Here is a 20,127-nt window from a genome sequence, read left to right on the forward strand (position 1 = left end):
ATATCAACGGAAGCCCATGCTATACTATTTATTTAGTTATTTAAATAAAAACTACAGTATCCCAGGATTGGGGGTATTTCAATACCTCACTTTCCGTATGGCTATGGCGGTAATTGTATCACTATTGGTAACTACAGTATATGGTAGAAGGTTAATTGATTACCTGCGTTTTAAACAGGTTGGTGAAACGGTAAGGAACCTTGGACTGGAAGGCCAGATGCAAAAATCGGGCACGCCAACTATGGGTGGTATCATCATCCTGGCGGGGATCCTGATCCCTACCTTCTTGTTTGCCAAGCTGGATAACATCTACATTATTATGATGCTGGTAACAACGATTTGGCTGGGTGGCATTGGCTTTTTAGATGATTATATTAAAGTATTTAAAAAGAATAAAGAGGGGCTTGCGGGAAGGTTTAAAATTACCGGGCAGGTGGGTTTGGCAATATTTATAGGTTGGACAATGTATTTCAATAGTAGCATCACTATACGCCAGGAAGTACAGCTGCCGGTTAAATATGATGTGCCGGTAAATTTCCACATGCGCGGTGAAAAGCCGGTGTATACGCAGGATATCAAATCTACCAAAACAACGATGCCGTTCTATAAGAACAATGAATTTGATTATGCAAAGGTCCTGAAGTTTTTAGGCTCGGGTTACGAGCAGTATGCGCTGATGGTTTTTATGTTCTTTACCATTATTATTATCACGTTCATTTCCAACGGGGCCAACCTTACAGATGGTATTGACGGACTGGCGACGGGTACGTCGGCCATTATCGGCTTAACGCTGGCCATACTGGCCTACGTTTCGGGTAATACGATGATAGCTGACTATCTAAACATTATGTATATCCCCAACTCGGGCGAACTGGTGATTTTTGCCGGAGCATTTGTTGGGGCCTGTGTTGGTTTTCTTTGGTACAACTCCTATCCCGCGCAGGTTTTTATGGGCGATACAGGCAGTTTGGCCATAGGGGGTATCATCGCGGTGTTTGCCATTATGATCCGTAAGGAACTATTGATACCGGTACTTTGTGGGATTTTTGTGATAGAGAACATGTCGGTAATTATACAGGTGGGTTGGTTCAAGTGGACGAAGAAGCGTTTTGGCGAAGGTCGCAGAGTGTTCTTAATGGCGCCGCTGCATCATCATTACCAAAAGAAAGGCTTTCATGAATCGAAGATCGTTACCAGGTTTTACATCATTTGTATTATGCTGGCGATAATAACGGTGATAACGTTAAAGTTGAGGTAAGCGGAGCCCCCCAGCCCCCTGAAGGGGGTGCAGAATAGGTAAGCGGCGAGCCCCCTAGCCCCCTGAAGGGGGAGCAGAAGTTTGTAAGAATAAAAAAAATAAAAATAGTGAACGAACCGAATACCAACCCAGCCAATCAAAAGCTTCCCCTTCAGGGGGCTGGGGGGCCTATACGCCTTAAAGGGGCGGGGGGGGCTCGCCTTGCAATTTTAGGCGCAGGCGAGAGTGGTGTTGGTGCGGCATACCTGGCAAAACAACAGGGTTATGAAGTATTCGTGTCGGATTTTGGTGCCATTGCCGATCATTATAAAGAGCAGTTGCAGGATTGGGAGATTCGCTTTGAAGAGAACGGACATACCTACGAAGAAATGCTAAGCGCTGTTGAGGTGGTAAAAAGCCCCGGCATACCAGATAAGGCACCGGTGGTAAAGGCACTGGTTGAAAAAGGGATCCCGGTTATATCGGAGATTGAGTTCGCCGGCAGGTATACTGATGCAAAGATGATTTGTATAACCGGGTCTAACGGGAAAACAACTACCACTAGTTTAACCTACTATATCCTCAAAAATGCAGGGTTGAATGTAGGCCTGGCAGGTAATATAGGCAAAAGCTTTGCTTACCAGGTAGCTACTGAAAAGTATGATTACTACGTACTGGAGATTAGCAGCTTTATGCTGGATAGCATGTATAAGTTTAAGGCAGATGTAGCGGTATTGCTGAATATTACGCCGGATCACCTGGATAGGTACGATTATAAAATGGAGAACTATGCGGCCTCTAAATTTAAGATAACGCAGAATCAAACAGCGGCAGACTATTTTATATACTGTGCCGATGATGCCGAAACGCTAAAAATAATGACCGGGAAAACGATAGCTGCACAACAGCTGCCATTCTCGATAGAAAAAAAGATTGAAACGGGAGCATATCTCGAGAACGACAATATTGTCATCAACATACACCAAGAACATTTTCAAATGTCGATAAACGAACTGGCCCTGCAGGGTAAACACAACATCTACAATTCAATGGCATCCGGCATTGTGGCGAGGGTGCTGGAAATACGTAATGAAACCATGCGGGAAAGTATGGGAAGTTTTCCTAGTATCGAGCACCGATTGGAGTTTGTGGCCAAGATCTCGGGCATTAGTTTCATTAATGATTCTAAAGCAACCAATGTGAATTCAACCTGGTATGCATTGGAAAGCATGAGTACCGGCGTGGTGCTGATTCTGGGTGGTGTGGACAAGGGCAACGACTACGGTATGCTGAAAGAACTGGTAAAGCAAAAAGTAAAAGCGATAGTGTGTTTAGGTAAAGATAACAAACGCATTCATGATGCATTTGAAGAAGATACCGAAATCATTGTGAACACATCATCAGCATCTGAAGCCGCACAAGTGGCGTATCACCTGGCTGGCAAAGGCGACACGGTTTTACTAAGCCCTGCCTGCGCGAGTTTCGATCTGTTTAAAAATTATGAAGACAGGGGCCGTCAGTTTAAAGATGCGGTGAAGGAGTTGTAGGATGTGCGGATGCGCGAATATGCAGATGTGCAAATGAAAGATCAAGTTGGGAAATTAAAGAGTTTGATGAATGAATGCTAAACCGAATTTAATAGTTGACTTGACGTTTGCTTTTTCATTGAAGATCATTGCTTTCACAGAGGATCTTGAATCAAGGCGAAAATTTAACGTAGCAAATCAATTATTTAGAAGCGGGACATCAATTGGGGCAAATGTTAGAGAAGCTCAGGGAGCGGAATCAAAAGTTGATTTTCGGCATAAATGCAAGATAGCTTATAAGGAAGCGGAAGAAACAGACTATTGGCTATCTCTTTGTAAGCATGCCACTAATTATCCATTTGAAGAAGGGATTTACAATGAGTTACAATCAATAACGAAAATATTAGGAAAGATAATTTCATCAACACATTAGAAATAAGAAATGCATCTGCACATTCGCACATCTGCATATCTTCACATTTGAATTATGAACGCAGTAATAGGAAATGTACTCAGTAATGTAAAGGGCGACCGATGGATCTGGCTCATTGTTGTGCTGTTGTCGGTAATTTCTTTGATGGCTGTTTACAGCTCAACGGGCACCATTGCCTATAAGCACAACGTAGGCGCGGAATCGTACCTGATGAAGCATATGTTTATGCTGATAGGCGGTTTGGCACTGATGTATTTTTCACACCGGTTAGACTACAGATGGTACAAGGGGATCTCCAAATTATTGATGATCATTACCATCCCCCTTTTGTTATACACGCTTTTATTTGGTAACCACGTGAACGATGCAAGCCGCTGGATAGCTATACCGGGAACGGGGCTAACCTTCCAGACATCCGATTTGGCTAAGCTGGCATTGATCACTTACCTGGCCCGTACGTTATCGTTAAAGCAGGAAAATATTAAAGATGTAAAGCAATCTTTCATCCCGATAATGGGTTCGGTTTGCGTGGTGTTTATATTGATCGCCCTGGCAAATTTATCTACGGCGTTGATGCTGTTCGGTGTAAGCATTTTACTGCTTATCATTGGCCGTATCAGTATCAAGCAGATAGCGGTGGTTTGTTTGGCAGGAGCATTGCTGCTTGCCGGCGTGGTGTTTTTAGGGCCTCGCCGTGCAACATATATCTCCAGGATCCACGCCTTTGCGCACCCGGAACTGGCAAATCCTGATAAGTCCTTCCAGTCAGATCACGCTAAAATAGCCATTTCGACAGGTGGGATAATTGGCAAAGGCCCGGGCAACAGCACCGAGCGCAATTACCTGCCGCACCCATATTCAGATTTTATATACGCAACTATTGTTGAAGAATATGGATTAGTAGGTGGTTTTGCCTTAGCAGGAATTTATTTATTCCTGCTGTATAGATGTATTAAAATAGTAACCAAAGCACCAAAAGCGTTTGGTGCTTTACTGGCAGCCGGCTTAAGTTTCAGCCTGGTTATTCAAGCATTCGCTAATATGGCGGTGGCGGTAGGTTTGGGCCCGGTAACAGGTGTGCCCCTGCCGTTGGTAAGTATGGGTGGTACATCCATCCTGTTCACCAGCGTAGCCTTCGGCATCATCTTGTCGGTAAGCCGTGATATTGATGAACCGAAAAGAGTAGTGGTAGGGGAGATAAGGGAAATTTAGCCCTGGCCTAACTCCCTGAAGGGGGCAGGATAGGTAAGGGGCGAGCCCCAAGCCCCCGAAAGTGGAGCAGAAACAAGAAGATATCTAGAAAAAATAACTAAATAACACAACAATTGACCGAACAAAGTAGCCATAACGCCAATCAAAAGCTCCCCCTTCAGGGGGCGGGGGGGGCTGTACCCCTTCAGGGGGCGGGGGGGGCTCGCATTATCATTAGCGGCGGCGGCACAGGAGGGCATATCTTCCCGGCTATTGCCATTGCCAATGCGCTTAAAAAGCTGGATCCTGCAACCGAGATCTTGTTTGTTGGCGCAAGCGGACGTATGGAAATGGAAAAAGTTCCGGCGGCGGGCTATGAAATTATTGGCCTGGATATCCAGGGCATTCAGCGTAAATCCATCTGGAAAAACTTGATGTTCCCTATAAAGCTGATTGGCAGTGTACGCAAGGCGGTGAAGATCATCAAAAATTTTAAGCCTGATGCTTGTGTTGGCGTTGGTGGTTATGCTTCGGGTCCGTTATTGTACGCGGCATCGGTGATGGGCATTCCAACGCTGATCCAGGAGCAAAATTCTTACGCAGGTATAACTAACAAATGGCTGGGAAAAAAGGCTAAAAAGATCTGTGTAGCGTTTGATGGGATGGATAAATTTTTCCCGAAACAAAACATCATCAAAACCGGCAATCCTATCCGCAAAGCGTCAGTTGATATAGCCGGTAAGCATATGCAGGCGCTGGAGTTGTTTAAACTTTCATCGCGCAAGAAAACCATACTGATTACAGGCGGCAGCCTTGGTGCGGGAACATTAAATAACAGCATTCTGGCCGGGCTTGATAAGATCATTGCGGCTGATGTGCAGGTGATCTGGCAAACGGGTAAGTTCTATTATAAAAGCATAAAACAGCAGTTGGGAGATGATATTCATCCTAATATTTGTGTGGTAGAGTTTTTAAACCGGATGGATTTAGCTTATGCTGCGGCAGATGTGATCATCTCCCGCGCGGGCGCAGGTACCATTGCCGAACTGTACATTGTTAAAAAACCGGTGATACTGGTGCCCTCGCCAAATGTAGCTGAGGACCATCAAACAAAGAATGCGCTGGCACTGGTGGAAGAAACTGCAGCGATTTTTGTTGCCGACCGTGATGCAGCAGCAAAACTGGTAGATAAGGCATTAGAATTATTGCATGATAATATTTTACAAAAGAAACTAAGCGACAACATTGGTAAGCTGGCTATGCCATATGCGGATGAAGTGATCGCGAAAGAAGTTATCCAAATAACAAACAACAATTAAGATGGCTCATCCCCGTAGAACGCGGGGATAGCCTTTTTTTTAGAAAACGATGGAATTAAAAAACATACAAAGGGTTTACCTGGTAGGTATTGGCGGCATAGGCATGAGTGGCCTTGCACGCTATTTTCATCATGTGGGTTGTGTGGTTTGCGGATATGATAAAACAAGCACGCCGCTAACCGATGCCTTGCATAATGAAGGCATCCGGGTGGTATTTGAAGATCGGGCGGATTGGATCCCGATGAGTTTCCAGGATCCCTGCGATGGTACGCTGATCATCTATACCCCGGCTATTCCCGGTGATTCGCAGATCTTGACTTACTTTAAAAATAAAGGATTTAGTCTGCAGAAGCGGTCGCAGGTGCTGGGTATTATCAGCAGGGGTATGTTCACTATAGCAGTGGCAGGTACACACGGTAAAACCACCACATCTGGTATGATTGCGCATATCCTGAAAGATTCCGGTAAAGATTGCTCGGCATTTTTGGGCGGCATTGCATCCAACTATAATACTAACGTGTTATACGGCTCAAATAATATTGTGGTGGTGGAGGCCGATGAGTACGACCGTTCGTTCCTGACACTGAATCCGGATACTGCAATAATTACGTCCATGGATGCCGATCACCTGGATATCTATGGTGATCATTCGCATCTTGAGAAATCTTTTCGGCTATTTGCGTCGCAGATTAAGCAAGGTGGTGTTCTGATCTATAAAAAAGGGTTACCGCTTTCAGATGGGTTTACTTATTCTATCAAAGAGGAAGCCGGTGCAACAGGAAGTAATATCCGGATAGAAGAAGGCAGCTTCTTTTTTGATTTTACAAACGCGTCAACTTTCATTCCGGATATCAGGATGGGAATTGCAGGGATTCATAACATAGAAAATGCAGTAGCAGCTATTGAGGCCGTTTTAAGATTAGCAGTCTCTGGTGATGCTATCCGCAAAGCCCTGGGGTCATTCAAAGGCATCAAGCGCAGGTTTGAGTATATTGTAAGAAATAACAAGCATATTTATATAGATGATTATGCCCATCACCCGGAAGAACTCAGGGCGGCTATTACATCAGTAAAAAAACTGTTCCCTGGTAAAAGGTTAACGGTGGTTTTTCAACCCCACTTATTCACCCGTACCCGCGATTTTGTTGACGGCTTTGCCGAAGTGCTGGATATGGCTGATGAACTATTGATGTTGGAAATTTACCCTGCGCGAGAGTTGCCCATTCCTGGCGTAGACAGCAATATGGTGCTAAGCAGGATGAAACTGGAGAACAAGGAGTTGTTATCCAAAGAAGGCGTATTGGCCAGGATAAAAGCTGACCAACCCGAATTATTATTAACCGTTGGGGCAGGAGATATAGATACATTAGTGCAACCTTTAAAAGGTATTTTTGAAAATGTTTAAGAAACGCATCTGGAAACCATTATTGATCACGTTAGGCTGGACACTCAGCCTGGCCGGTTTGGTGGTGCTTATGAGTTTCATCGAGATAAAAAAAGCGGAGGTAGTTTGTAAAGAGATAAAAGTTTACATCCCCGGCAATCACTATTTTATTGACAGGCAGGAAGTGGATAATATTCTGCAGATGGACAGCCACTCGCTAATTGGCCGTAAAATGGAGACGATTGATATCCATGCACTGGAAAATAAGCTAAAGCATAATCCATTCATCGAGTCTGCAAAGGTATTTGTGGAGATGGATGGTGTAATACAGGTTGAGGTAAGTCAGCGCCAGCCGATATTAAGGGTAATGAACCGTTTCGATCAGGATTTTTATATTGATCAGCACGGTTTAAAAATGCCGCTATCGCAAAACTTCACCGCAAGGGTAATTGCTGCAAATGGCTTTATCGATGAGTTGTTTGCCGGGAAAGTTGATTCGCTGCATACCGCGCTGGCCACCGAGGTATTTAAAACTGCCGACTTCATCCGCAAAGATTCGCTTTGGGATGCACAGATCGCGCAGATCTATGTAAATCAGGATCATGAGATCGAACTGATCCCGAGGGTGGGCAATCAACGTATCCTGATTGGTAATGCGGATTCGCTGGAGTTGAAATTCGGTAATCTGTCTGCATTTTATAAACAGGCTATCCCATTGGTTGGCTGGAATGCGTACAAGATCATTAACCTGAAATACAGCAACCAGGTTGTGGGTGTTAAAAACCAATCGCTGATAGATTCGTTAAACGCAGCGAAGGAAATAGCCAGGAAAGCAGCTGCCGATTCTGCCCGGATGGCAGCAGTGAAAAAGGTAAGGGCAGGCAGGGATACGGTTACAGGCCCTGTTGTGAACATAGCAACAGACAGACCTGCTAATGACAACGCGCCGGATAACACCGTTGAGCCTAAGGAAAAACCAAAACCTGCAGTGATTAGGCCGGTAGTTAAAGCGCCGCTAAAAAAAGCAGCGCAAAAGCCTGCTGTAGCTACCAAAGGCAAGCCGGAGAGATCTAAAGTGGTTACAACAAAAGCGGAGAAGAAAAAAACGGTTACATCCGTAATAAAGAAAGTAGTAGCTAAACCGGTAAGTAATAAGCCGGCACAAAAGAATAAGAAAAAATAGATATCTATTAATAATTAACAATATGGACAAAAGTTCAACGCAAGACAAGAGTTCGCCGATAGTAGTGGGACTGGATATTGGTACCACTAAGATCTGTGCTATTGTTGGCCGCAGAAGCAAAAACGGCAAGATAGAAGTGCTGGGTATTGGCAAAGCCGAATCGGCAGGGGTAACACGCGGAATGGTTTCGAATATCGATAAAACCGTACAGGGCATTACACTGGCAGTAGATGTGGCCGGCGCACAGTCAAACGTGGAGATAAGGATAGTGAATGTAGGGATTGCGGGTCAGCATATAAAAAGCTTGCAACACCGTGGGCTAATCACCCGTAAGGACCTGAATACGGAGATTGGACGTAAAGATATAGACAAGCTGGTGGAAGACATGTACAACCTGGTGATGCCTCCGGGCGAGGAGATTATCCATGTATTGCCACAGGAATTTACAGTGGATAACGAGCCGGGGGTAAAAGACCCTATCGGTATGGCAGGGGTACGTTTAGAAGCTAACTTCCACATCATCTCAGGCCAGGTAACTGCTATTAAAAATATAGTAAAGTGCGTAACCAAGGCCCAGCTGGAAAGCCAGGAACTGATCCTTGAGCCATTGGCTTCTTCAGAATCGGTGTTAAGTGAAGAGGAAAAAGAGGCTGGTATTGTACTGGTAGATATTGGTGGTGGTACTACAGATGTGGCCATCTTCCACGAAGGTATCATCCGCCACACAGCGGTTATTCCTTTCGGAGGTAACAGCGTAACCGAGGATATCCGCGAGGGTTGTTCGGTAATGCGCAACATTGCAGAGCAGCTGAAGGTAAGGTTTGGTTCCGCGCTTGCAGAAGAGAACAAAGAGAACGAAATTGTTTGTGTACCGGGTTTACGCGGCCGCGAACCTAAAGAGATCTCGGTTAAAAACCTTGCCTTTGTTATCCAGGCGCGTATGGAAGAAATTATCGAGCATGTGTACTATGAAATTAAATCATCCGGCTACGAAAAGAAGCTGATTGGCGGTATAGTAGTAACAGGGGGTGGTGCGCAGTTAAAACACTTAACCCAGCTGATAGAATATGTAACCGGGTTGGATTGCCGTATTGGCTACCCTAACGAACATTTAGCTAAGAATGAGGTGTTGCCAAAATCAACTTACGAAGAGTTGCAAAGCCCAACATTTGCAACCGGTATTGGTTTGCTGATAAAGGGTATCCAGAAAATGGAATACAATGGCGTTACACAAGCAGCCCCGGTTGCTGCCAAAGTAGAAAAAGCAAAATATACAGACGACCGCAAGTTTGGCCTTTTGGGTAAAATACTGGAGTCGGGGAAGAAGTTCATTAAAGATGATATAAAGGATGAGGATTTCTTAAAATAGGCCTTAACAAAAAATTTTCCGGGTAGGGGCGCTATAAGAAGCTATTCGTAGTACAGATTATATTGGGGCTGCACGGCAGGGCAGAGGTGGTTGGTTTTTATTCACAATAATTAACTTATCCACATTGTACACATTTGTGGATAAACCCTGTGGAAAAAGTACTATTATTACATTAAGAAAATCTATCTAATTATCAGTTCACAAATAGCTGAAAAACAAGGATTATGCAGTTTGAGATGTTAAAGGAAAAATCGGCAATCATCAAAGTTATTGGTGTTGGCGGTGGAGGTGGTAATGCAGTTAACCACATGTACAGGCAAGGAATCAAAGGTGTCGACTTTATAATTTGTAACACCGATGCCCAGGCGCTGGAGCTAAGCCCTATACCAAATAAGGTGCAGCTGGGAGCTAGTTTAACCGAAGGAATGGGCGCAGGCTCTATCCCGGAAGTTGGCAAAAACTCAGCCATCGAAAATATTGACGATATAAAACAAATGCTCGGCTCTAACACCAAAATGCTGTTTATTACGGCAGGTATGGGTGGCGGTACCGGTACCGGTGCAAGCCCGATTATAGCCAAAGCAGCACGTGAGATGGATATCCTTACGGTGGGTATCATCACTACTCCGTTCTCATTCGAAGGCAAACGCCGCCGTATGCAGGCCGAGGAGGGTATGGAAGAACTGAAGAAGTATGTAGATTCCTTCCTGGTGATCTCAAATGACAGGCTCCGCCAGATCTTCGGTAATTTAACCATGAGTTCTGCATTTGGCCAGGCAGATGATATTTTAACAACTGCCGCGAAGGGTATCGCAGAGATCATTACACTTCCGGGTTATATCAACGTGGATTTTAAAGATGTGCGCACCGTTATGAAGGATAGCGGCGTTTCTATCATGGGCAGTTGTACTGCCGGTGGCGAAAACCGTGCACTAAAAGCAGTTGAGGGAGCATTAGCTTCGCCGCTGCTAAAAGATAATGAAATAGAAGGCGCTAGGTATATCTTATTGAACATCACTTCGGGCGAGAACGAGGTAACGATGGATGAAGTAACGATCATTACCGACTATATACAGGAAGAAGCCGGCTTAGCCGCAGACCTCATCTGGGGTAACTGTAAGGATGATGCCCTGGGCGAAAGCTTATCGGTAACGATTATCGCAACCGGTTTCCAAACCAAAGACGAGCGCGAAAAAGAGCATAGCAACAAAAAGGTTGTAAGCATGCTGGTGCCCGAAAATACGCCTATGGTTAAGCCGGTTAATGAGTTTATCAACGCCGTAAAACCTGATGCAGAAATGGTGAACGAGCCCTACATGAAAATGAAGGATGCACCTAAACAAACCGGCTTATTTGATCTGTTTGCGAAAGCCGAAGAGCAAGACAGAGCAGACGATAGAGAAATTGTACGTTACAGCCTGGAGGAAGAAGAGCCTGCAGCTGCTGAAGAGCCTGTTGAAGATAACGGTGGCTTTACCTTTAAGGTGAGTGAAACGGTAATGGATTTTACTCCAAAAGTAGAGACCCGGCAGCCTGAACCGGAGCCTGAGCCGGTTGTCAATGCAGATGATAACAAAACTGACGAGTCTATAGAAGAGCAATTGCGTAAATCGCGCGAGCGGATTATGCGCCTGAAAGATTTGAGCATGAAACTGCGCAATGGCAATATCCAGGAGATGGAGAATGTTCCGGCCTACAAACGTAAGGAGGTAGCATTACAGCAAACACCTCAATCTGATGAGAGCCAGATCTCAAGGTTTTCACTGATGCCGGATAGTGACGGTAAAACAGAAATAAAGAATAATAATTCATTTCTCCACGATAACGTAGATTGATCTTACAGGGCATAAGAATCATAAGTTAAGACAATTAAAAGCAGAATTATTTATTCTGCTTTTTTTGTATAAACTACTTTGGGGCCTATTTTCTGTGTTTGTGACAGCAGTGTCTTTTCTCAGTTATAAACTATTCTAAAAAGTAATAACGCTTGATACAGGGCGTTTTAAGGGGTATATTTGCGGTAACTGTTAATTAAAGGATTTATATTTTGGATCTGTTTGATAAGATAAATAAAAATATGGGCGGCCCGATCGGGCAGCACCAAAAGTGGTCGCACGGGTATTTTTCATTTCCTCGTTTGGAAGGAGAGATTCACCCGCATATGATGTTTAACGGAAAAGAACATTTAGTTTGGAGCCTTAACAATTACCTTGGACTGGCTAACCACCCGGAGGTGCGCGAAGCCGACGCGCAGGCTGCTGCAGATTATGGTATGGCTTACCCAATGGGGGCCAGGATGATGAGCGGTAATACTAAACACCATGAAGAACTGGAGAACGGCCTTGCTGAATTTGTAGGTAAGGAAGCTGCTTTTTTATTGAACTATGGTTACCAGGGAATGGTATCGATCATAGATGCGCTGGTAGACCGGAATGATGTAATTGTTTACGATGCCGAATCGCATGCCTGCATTGTAGATGGCGTACGCCTGCATATGGGTAAACGTTTTGTTTACCAGCATAATGATATTGCCAGCTGCGAAAAGCAACTGGAGCGTGCTGCAAAACTGGTACAACAAACCGGTGGAGGTATCCTGCTCATTACGGAAGGCGTTTTTGGCATGTCGGGTGCGCAGGGTAAAATAGAAGAGATTATCGCCCTGAAAGATAAATATAACTTCCGGTTGCTGATAGATGATGCGCATGGCTTTGGTACCATGGGGGCAACCGGTGCCGGCACGCACGAAGAGCAAAATTGCATTGATGGTGTGGATGTCTACTTTGGTACCTTCGCCAAATCTATGGCGGGTATCGGGGCATTTGTAGCTTCGGATAATGAGATCATTAATTTTCTGCGCTATAATATGCGGTCGCAAACGTTTGCCAAAGCATTGCCAATGCCGATGGTATTGGGCTTAAAAAAACGTTTCGAACTTTTAAAATCTAATCCGGAACTGCGAGGCCAACTTTGGCTAATTGCCAAAGCCCTGCAGAATGGCCTGGTTGAGCACGGTTTTGATATTGGGATAACTGATACCATGGTTACCCCGGTATTTTTGAAAGGCGACTTAAATGAGGCAACCAGCCTGACCATGGACCTGCGCGAAAACTACAGCATCTTTTGCTCTATAGTAGTGTACCCGGTTATCCCCAAAGGGTTGATAGAGCTGCGCCTTATCCCAACTGCTATGCATACATTAACGGATGTAGAGCGCACGCTGGACGCATTTAGCGAGGTGGCAGATAAATTGAAAGCCGGCTATTACAAAGAAAATAAAATGGTTGTGGCATAAATTCTTTGCCAAAAACATTTAAAATTAAAGCCTTTCAGCAATGCTGCGAGGCTTTTTAGTATAGATTAATAGTTAGTAAGATTTTAAATGGCATTCAAATTAGCCATCGGCAATCCAAAATTTATCCAAGATTTGTAAGTTGCAAATAAGTAAATTTCGCGATTGTTAAAATTTGGTAATCTCAATTAAGGAAAGTTGCAGGTGAATATTTTTTTGCCGGACTAAAAGGCGCTTTTTTCCGGCGTTAAGTATTGAAAATGTGGAAAAAAACCGCTTTAAAGGCCTCTTTTTTATAATTTAAAAGTTTTTATTTATGAAAAATCCCTTTAGATTAGCTTTAATTATAACAATAAACCTCATAAATTAAAAGGAGTTCACAATGAAAAAATTCACTGAAGTAAAGGAACTGGTTGCATCCCTTGAAGCTGATGCCGACAAATTTTATAATAAGGGCAACAGTGCGGCGGGCACACGTGTTCGCAAAGGCATGCAGGACCTTAAGAACCTAGCACAAGCTATCCGTTTGGAAGTTCAGGAATCAAAAAACAAAGCGTAATTCAATCTCCTTAAAAGGAGGTTATTACTACGATAAAAAACCCGGTTCGCGTAGATGAACCGGGTTTTTTCACAATAGCACTGTGAGTAAATTTAAAATTTCTTTAACTCCTGCCAGTATACTGTGCCATGCCCCGAAGATAGGCCAGGAGTCCAAAGATCAAAACTAGCCAATAAACGTTACCTGTTCTTTTATCTTTTCGGCTGTGCCCTCGCTCACAGGTACTAGTGGCAGGCGGAGGGTATCACCACACACACCAAGGGTTTTTAATGCGGATTTTACACCCGCAGGATTGCCTTCGGTAAACATTAGGCGGGTAAATTCTATGAGGTCGTAATGTGCCTGCTGTGCGCCTTTAAAATCCCCTTTAAGGCAAAGGCGGGTAACTTCAGATACTTTGCGCGGTAAAGCATTACCGGTAACAGAAATTACGCCAATCGCACCCATGGCAATCATAGGCAGGGTAATAGGGTCATCGCCCGAGATCAGCATAAAATCTTCCGGCTTATCACGCATCAGTTGGTTCATGAGATCGAAATTGCCTGATGCCTCTTTTATGCCAATGATATTTTTAAACGTTTGTGCCAGTTTTACTGTAGTTTCCGCACTAACCGATGTGCCGGTACGGCTGGGAACGTTGTACAAAATAACGGGAAGTGTTGATGCCAGCGCTATAGCTTTGTAATGCTGAAAGATGCCTTCCTGGGTTGGTTTGTTATAATGCGGACTCGCCGAAAGGATAGCATCATAACCTGTGGTATCAAAAGTCTTTATTTCTTCAACAACTTCAAGTGTGTTATTTCCGGCAATACCGGCAACAAGCGCAACACGTTTATTTACGGCTTCGGCAGTGAATTTAAAAACCTGCTTCTTTTCCTCTTTATTCAAGGTGGCACTTTCGCCGGTTGTACCTAACGATACTAAATATTCCACACCACCGCCAATCAGATGCTCGATAAGCCTGCCCAGCGCAGGGTAGTCTACCTGTCCGTCGCTCTGAAAAGGAGTAACCATTGCAACCCCAGTTCCGTAAAATTTGTTCATGTCGATAATTAAAAGGATGCTAAGATAGTAAAATTGAAGAATGTGGAAAGGTGCTTTCTATTATAACGGTGCGGGCTATATAAGCCCATACAAAGCCCCGCCTTTAACTCCCATAGCATCTACTATTTTCTCTACGGCAGGGTCGCGTTCCAGTACCGGCGCGTGATGTGGCTTAATGCGGGCATCTATAATTAGCGGCCCTTTACAGCCCCAGTGCTTGTGCTCGGTAAAACTGTTGATGCCGTAAATGTCATGTGATGGATTACTCCGGGTAAATGTTACCCAAACAAAATTGTTGATGCTCTGTGCCGTAAAGGCGGCATCATCGCATAGGATCATCAGCGGCAAGCCACTCAATTCTGCCTCTTCCAAATGTTCCTGCAAAATCTCCAGCATCAGGGGCATATCGCTGGTTCGGATATTTTTGGGTAGTTCAACTGCCAATACGCCGGGCATTACCATCTTGTAAGTTACAAATGGCCTTGGCAGGTTAAAGGACGCCGGTACTTCTGTCCAGAGTTCGCGCTTAATATCACCGGCTACGGTGATGGCCACCTTACTGCCGCTGTTCAGGCTCTCTCCACTGTAGTCCAGTGTATCTATGGATGTTTTTGTTTGAAAATGCAGATCGCGCGTTAAATCGATACGCTCCAGCATATGTTTCAAAAAGCCGCCTACATCATTCACATCCAGTTTTGGATCATCTTCTTTAGCTGCAATAAATAAATATTTGGCCAGGCTCAATTGCCCTTTGCCCAAAATATGGTTGGCAATAGTAATGATCTCCTGCGGCTGCCTGCCTTTTACATAAGGGGTGTAACGCTCGCTACCAATCGCAAAAAGTAAAGGGTGTACACCGGCTGCGTCAACGGCGTTTACCGCATGCAGACCCGGGATCTCTTTCGGGATGGCGCTGCCGGTAATTTCGTGGATCAGCGCGCCAAAGCTGGTATCTTCCTGCGGCGGGCGGCCAACCACGGTAAACGACCAGATAGCATCTTTTTTATGGTAAACGTTATGTACTTTCATCAAGGGAAAGAGATGCGCAAGGCTGTAATAACCTAAATGATCGCCAAAGGGGCCTTCCGGCTTGTTCTCCATCGGCATCACCGTTCCGGTGATCACAAAGTCGGCATCTGCAGAAATACAGAAACCTTCTGCATCATAAAAATAACGGAAGCGACGGTTACCCAATGCCCCGGCAAAGGTCATTTCTGATAGGCCCTCGGGGAGGGGCATCACAGCAGCAACCGGGTGCGATGGCGGGCCGCCTACAAATATGCTTACTTTTAAAGGCTGCCCTTTGGCGTTTGCCTTGGTTTGGTGCACGCCTATGCCACGGTGCAGCTGGTAGTGCAGGCCTATTTCTTTATCCTGGATATATTCATTGCCACCAAGCTGAATTCGGTACATACCCAGGTTGGCGTTCATGATCCCGGGCAGATCCGCGTCTTCGGTATATACTTGCGGCATGGTCACGAAGGGGCCTCCGTCTTTAGGCCAGTTTACAATTTGTGGGATGTCGCTGATGGCGGCACGGCCAAAATTTATAGGTGCACCTTTGCCAACCCTCATGGGCAGGGCAGACAGGGCCGTTAATGCCGTATTGGCATATTTAAAAGGGTGTTTTATCGCTTTCAGCGGATCGTTTTTGATCTCCACCAGTGTCTTGATCTTATCCAGCGTATCCCTGAAAATAAAACGCGACCTATCCAGCGTGCCGAAAAGATTTGATACCGCGGGGAACTTACTGCCTTTTACATTCTCGAATAAAATTGCCGGTCCTTCATGCTCAAATACCCGCAGATGGATAGCTGCCATTTGTAGGTAAGGGTCAACTTCTTCCTTAATGCGGATGAGGTGATTGTTCTTTTCCAGATCGGTAATGCAGTCTTTTAAGCTTTTGTAACCCATATGTTGATTAAAGCCATAAAGATATTTAACATTTAGGTGATACCTGTTTTCAACCTGTTTTTTTACGCTGTATTAGCGATTAACTTGCCTAAGGATAACTTTAGCTAGTGCGGATAGTGTTCGTCGCATTTTTACAGAAAACTTGTCCTGCTCGTATTGCTTTAATTAGTTGCACCTTTTAAAGGAAATTCTAATGGCAGGGTACTTATTTTATCGTTGTAAGTGTTTGTAAAATATTATATAGGTGCCGACAAGCAGGTTATTGATCAAAAAGATTAGTAAACAGGTAGAGTTACTTCCTCAAAATCAATTAAAAAAGTTATATTACTTTTACCGCCATAACCAGGTATAGCGTATATGTCGGTAATTGTATTTACCCTAATCATTCTTATTGGCTCGTATTTCGCGGGTTTGCTGGGCTCACTAACGGGGCTTGGCGGTGGGGTGGTTATTATTCCCCTCCTCACCCTTTTGCTTAACGTGGATATTCACTATGCTATTGGCGCATCGCTGGTGTCGGTTATTGCTACATCTTCAGGCTCGGCGGCTGCATATGTAAAAGAAGGGATAACCAACATCAGGCTTGGCATGTTCCTGGAGATAGCTACCACCATAGGGGCGCTTTGCGGGGCATTGCTTGCGGTGTATATTCCAACGCATTACATTGCTATTATCTTTGGCGTTATCCTCACTTTTTCAGCCATCATGTCATTGCGGAAAAAAGCAGAAGTCGTTGTGTTGCAGCCAAGTTACCTTGGCCAGAAGTTAAAACTTAAAGGCAGCTACCCCAACGGGAATGGCGAGGTGATCAACTACGGCGTTACCAATGTGGCGGGGGGCTTTTTTATGATGGCGTTTGCCGGTATCATATCGGGCCTGCTGGGCATCGGCTCCGGTGCATTAAAGGTGATTGCGATGGATACCATTATGAAGATCCCTTTCAAGGTATCAACCACTACCAGTAATTTTATGATCGGCGTTACAGCCGCCGCCAGTGCAGTGGTTTACCTGCAGCGGGGATATATCGAGCCGGGTATTTCCATGCCTGTAGTAATAGGTGTTTTATTAGGTGCCTTAACAGGTTCAAAAATATTGGTGCACACCAAATCATCCGGCTGGTTAAGGTGGGTATTCGCCGTAGTGGTTACCATACTGGCCTCGCAGATGATCTACAACGGCATAACCGGGAAAATATAACCGTGCGCGCAAATTTGCCATTTGCGAATGACGATCCTCGCGCAATACCCGCTTTCGGCTATTCATCATGTTCTACGCCAGCTCACCGCTCCGTAAAAAAATCGTATTATTGTTTAGATGAAACGCATACTGAGCAACCTTACCTTCCAGGTTATTTTAGCCATCCTTTTAGGGGTGGTTGTTGGTTTATACTTTAAAAGTTTCGGGCCAACGGCCAAAGTGATCAGCGAACTTTTCATAAAGCTCATTACCATGCTTATCGTCCCAATCATTTTTTTTACGATAGTGCTGGGCATTGCCGGGATGAGCGATATGAAAAAGGTTGGCCGCGTAGGGGGGAAGGCACTGCTTTACTTTGAACTGGTTACCACCCTTGCACTGGTCATTGGCGTTACAGTTGCTAACCTGGTAAAACCCGGTGCTGGCTTTATAAATACCCATGCACCAGTGGATGCCGCTAAGCTTGCTGCCTACGAAAAGGCGGGGGCAGATATGAAATGGATCGATTTTCTCTCCCACATTGTACCACGCAACGTATTCGCTGCGTTTGCCGAAGGCGATATTTTACAAGTGCTGTTCTTTGCAATTCTTTTCGGTTTCGGCTTAAGCCGGATGGGTACCGCGGGGCAGTCGGTAATCACAGCTTTCGATAAGCTTTCCAAGGTTTTCTTCAATATCATGAAGGTGGTGATGCGCGTAGCACCCTTAGGTGCTTTCGGCGGGATGGCGTACACCATCAGCACTTATGGCATAGCCACATTAAAGCCCTTGGGTTTGCTGATGGCTTCGGTGTATATCACCATGATCGTTTTTATATTCGTTGTGTTAAACCTTATTGCCTATTTCTACAAATTCAGTCTGTGGAAGTATCTTAAACATATCAAGGAGGAGATCCTTATCGTATTAGGTACCTCATCATCAGAATCTGCCCTGCCCGGAATGATGGAAAAGCTGGAGAAATTTGGCTGCTCGAGGTCGGTAGTCGGGCTGGTGATCCCGGCAGGGTATTCCTTTAACCTGGATGGTACAACGATCTACCTTTCCATGTCGGTAATATTTCTGGCGCAGGTATTTAAAATCGACCTGTCTCTGGCGCAGCAGCTTACCATTATCGGGATATTGATGATCACCTCCAAAGGCGCCGCAGGCGTTACCGGCAGTGGTTTCATTGTGCTTACCTCAACGCTGGCAGCCATCAAAGTTATCCCGGTTGAAGGAGTGGCCATACTATTGGGGGTAGACCGTTTCATGTCCGAAGCGCGCGCCATCACCAATGTGATCGGAAATGGAGTGGCTACTATCGTGATTGCAAAAAGTGAGGGGGAGTTTATGAACCCCCCCGTTACCTAAAATTTAGGTTCGATATGACCTTGGCCGCTGGTATTTATTTGCTAAAACAAACCGTTTTTAACTTTTTAGTATAGTCTGGCTGTAGTGGCTCATTAGTTTGCGCTAATCGTTGCGAGCCAACATTTGCGGGGCAGGCAATTCCGCTAGGGGCATCATACACTAAATCCGGTTTAGCTGCAAGGAGTTCCTTGGGTACGTAAATTTGTGTTTTGGTAACAGAGTAACCGCTGGGTATAAAACGGATATAGTAACCATCGGGATGCAATGACCAGGTTCCTGATGGCACGTTCGGGTCGGGTTGAGAGGCTAGTCCGGCCAGTACTGCATATTTTTCCATCTCTTCATAAGATGAGGAGCCTGAAGCAGCAAGCCTGCGGATGTTATTTTCCGCTTCAAAAATGCTTTGTACTGCAGGCGGCAGTTGCCCCTTGGCTTTATCCATAAGGCTGGCCGGTAATACGCCAAGCGCGCCGCCTTCCAGCATCAGTAGTTCTTGAGGGGTTAAAAGGGTGCTCGCAGTGAGTTTGATATCAGTGCCCATGTCAACAAAACGTGTGCGGGCTATAATGGCCCATAACAAAATCTGGATGCTGTGCTGGGTTACCTCGGGGTGCTTTTCGCCGTTCTTCAGGATCAATATCACCACATCTTTTTTGGGTCCCAAAACAGGTGCAAGCATGTAACCGTCCCCGCTGCTGGGGCCGCGGGTGCCGGCATGCAAGCAATAGCTTTTATTGGTCATCTCATAGAAACCTTCGCAAAGTTTAAAGCCACCGGTTGGCGCTTTGGGTAACAGATACAAAGGTTGCGGCTGCTGCCCTTCTGTAAACGAAGGTGGTTTCGACCCGTTTTTATCAACGTCCTGGAAACTCGTAGAAATCGCCTGGGGCTGTTTCAATATTTTGTTAAGTCCGCCGCCTGATAAAGCTTCGGTGCCTTTATCCATGAGTTTTTTCCCAAGGCCACCAAATTGCCCGTGCGCTTTAACGCTGATTACCAGGAGTATCGCTAGGGTGAAGTAATTAATTAAAAGTTGTTTTTTCATGTAAGATGGTTTTAGTACAACAAATTAATCAAAAAGATATTAACTTATTGTTATCTTAACCCAAGCTATAATTGATGTATTTTAACA

The 20,127-nt window shown here is 44.9% G+C and carries 15 protein-coding genes and 1 pseudogene; 13 read left to right on the forward strand and 3 right to left on the reverse strand.

The window, feature by feature from the left end:
- Nucleotides 1–16: 16 nt before the first annotated feature.
- The 11 genes and pseudogenes from A0256_10695 to A0256_10745 all read left to right on the forward strand — a co-directional run bounded on the left by A0256_10695 (nt 17) and on the right by A0256_10745 (nt 13,490).
- Nucleotides 17–1,258 carry a phospho-N-acetylmuramoyl-pentapeptide-transferase gene (locus A0256_10695; GenBank protein ID AMR31857.1) on the forward strand — a complete coding sequence of 414 codons (1,242 nt, stop codon included), beginning with the start codon at nt 17–19 and terminating at the stop codon, nt 1,256–1,258.
- Between the two features lie 170 nt (nt 1,259–1,428).
- Nucleotides 1,429–2,784: a UDP-N-acetylmuramoylalanine--D-glutamate ligase gene (locus A0256_10700; protein AMR34508.1), complete on the forward strand. Its 1,356-nt coding sequence runs from the start codon at nt 1,429–1,431 to the stop codon at nt 2,782–2,784.
- A gap of 70 nt (nt 2,785–2,854) precedes the next feature.
- Nucleotides 2,855–3,196 (forward strand): four helix bundle protein, encoded by a 342-nt coding sequence (locus A0256_10705; protein AMR31858.1) that lies wholly within the window; start codon nt 2,855–2,857, stop codon nt 3,194–3,196.
- Between the two features lie 54 nt (nt 3,197–3,250).
- Entirely contained in the window at nt 3,251–4,408 is a 1,158-nt protein-coding gene (locus tag A0256_10710; GenBank protein ID AMR31859.1) for a cell division protein FtsW, read from the forward strand.
- A 206-nt stretch (nt 4,409–4,614) separates the two neighbouring features.
- On the forward strand, nt 4,615–5,706 hold the full coding sequence (locus A0256_10715; GenBank protein AMR34509.1) for a UDP-N-acetylglucosamine--N-acetylmuramyl-(pentapeptide) pyrophosphoryl-undecaprenol N-acetylglucosamine transferase: 1,092 nt from the start codon (nt 4,615–4,617) through the stop codon (nt 5,704–5,706).
- A 49-nt stretch (nt 5,707–5,755) separates the two neighbouring features.
- Nucleotides 5,756–7,111 carry a UDP-N-acetylmuramate--L-alanine ligase gene (locus A0256_10720; protein ID AMR31860.1) on the forward strand — a complete coding sequence of 452 codons (1,356 nt, stop codon included), beginning with the start codon at nt 5,756–5,758 and terminating at the stop codon, nt 7,109–7,111.
- A pseudogene (locus tag A0256_10725) lies at nt 7,104–7,874 on the forward strand (cell division protein FtsQ). The gene A0256_10720 and the pseudogene A0256_10725 overlap by 8 nt, the downstream one beginning before the upstream one ends.
- A gap of 421 nt (nt 7,875–8,295) precedes the next feature.
- Nucleotides 8,296–9,642: a cell division protein FtsA gene (locus tag A0256_10730; protein AMR31861.1), complete on the forward strand. Its 1,347-nt coding sequence runs from the start codon at nt 8,296–8,298 to the stop codon at nt 9,640–9,642.
- 224 nt (nt 9,643–9,866) lie between these two features.
- Entirely contained in the window at nt 9,867–11,477 is a 1,611-nt protein-coding gene (locus tag A0256_10735; protein AMR31862.1) for a cell division protein FtsZ, read from the forward strand.
- Between the two features lie 212 nt (nt 11,478–11,689).
- Nucleotides 11,690–12,934 (forward strand): 8-amino-7-oxononanoate synthase, encoded by a 1,245-nt coding sequence (locus A0256_10740; GenBank protein AMR31863.1) that lies wholly within the window; start codon nt 11,690–11,692, stop codon nt 12,932–12,934.
- Nucleotides 12,935–13,313: 379 nt separating this feature from the next.
- Complete coding sequence (locus A0256_10745) at nt 13,314–13,490, forward strand: histone H1 (protein ID AMR31864.1); 177 nt, start codon at nt 13,314–13,316, stop codon at nt 13,488–13,490.
- A 165-nt stretch (nt 13,491–13,655) separates the two neighbouring features.
- Here A0256_10745 and A0256_10750 read toward each other — a convergent pair whose 3' ends face one another.
- Both A0256_10750 and A0256_10755 read right to left on the reverse strand, forming a co-directional pair.
- Nucleotides 13,656–14,534, reverse strand: coding sequence for a 4-hydroxy-tetrahydrodipicolinate synthase (locus tag A0256_10750; protein ID AMR31865.1), 879 nt, complete (start codon nt 14,532–14,534; stop codon nt 13,656–13,658).
- Between the two features lie 75 nt (nt 14,535–14,609).
- Nucleotides 14,610–16,448, reverse strand: coding sequence for a 3-octaprenyl-4-hydroxybenzoate carboxy-lyase (locus A0256_10755; GenBank protein ID AMR31866.1), 1,839 nt, complete (start codon nt 16,446–16,448; stop codon nt 14,610–14,612).
- Between the two features lie 357 nt (nt 16,449–16,805).
- Here A0256_10755 and A0256_10760 point away from each other — a divergent pair, with 357 nt between their 5' ends.
- Both A0256_10760 and A0256_10765 read left to right on the forward strand, forming a co-directional pair.
- Entirely contained in the window at nt 16,806–17,645 is an 840-nt protein-coding gene (locus A0256_10760) for a permease (protein AMR31867.1), read from the forward strand.
- Nucleotides 17,646–17,762: 117 nt separating this feature from the next.
- Complete coding sequence (locus A0256_10765) at nt 17,763–18,995, forward strand: transporter (GenBank protein ID AMR31868.1); 1,233 nt, start codon at nt 17,763–17,765, stop codon at nt 18,993–18,995.
- A gap of 34 nt (nt 18,996–19,029) precedes the next feature.
- Here A0256_10765 and A0256_10770 read toward each other — a convergent pair whose 3' ends face one another.
- Complete coding sequence (locus tag A0256_10770) at nt 19,030–20,040, reverse strand: hypothetical protein (GenBank protein ID AMR31869.1); 1,011 nt, start codon at nt 20,038–20,040, stop codon at nt 19,030–19,032.
- Nucleotides 20,041–20,127 lie beyond the last annotated feature (87 nt).

Source organism: Mucilaginibacter sp. PAMC 26640, from assembly GCA_001596135.1.
Classification (GTDB): domain Bacteria; phylum Bacteroidota; class Bacteroidia; order Sphingobacteriales; family Sphingobacteriaceae; genus Mucilaginibacter.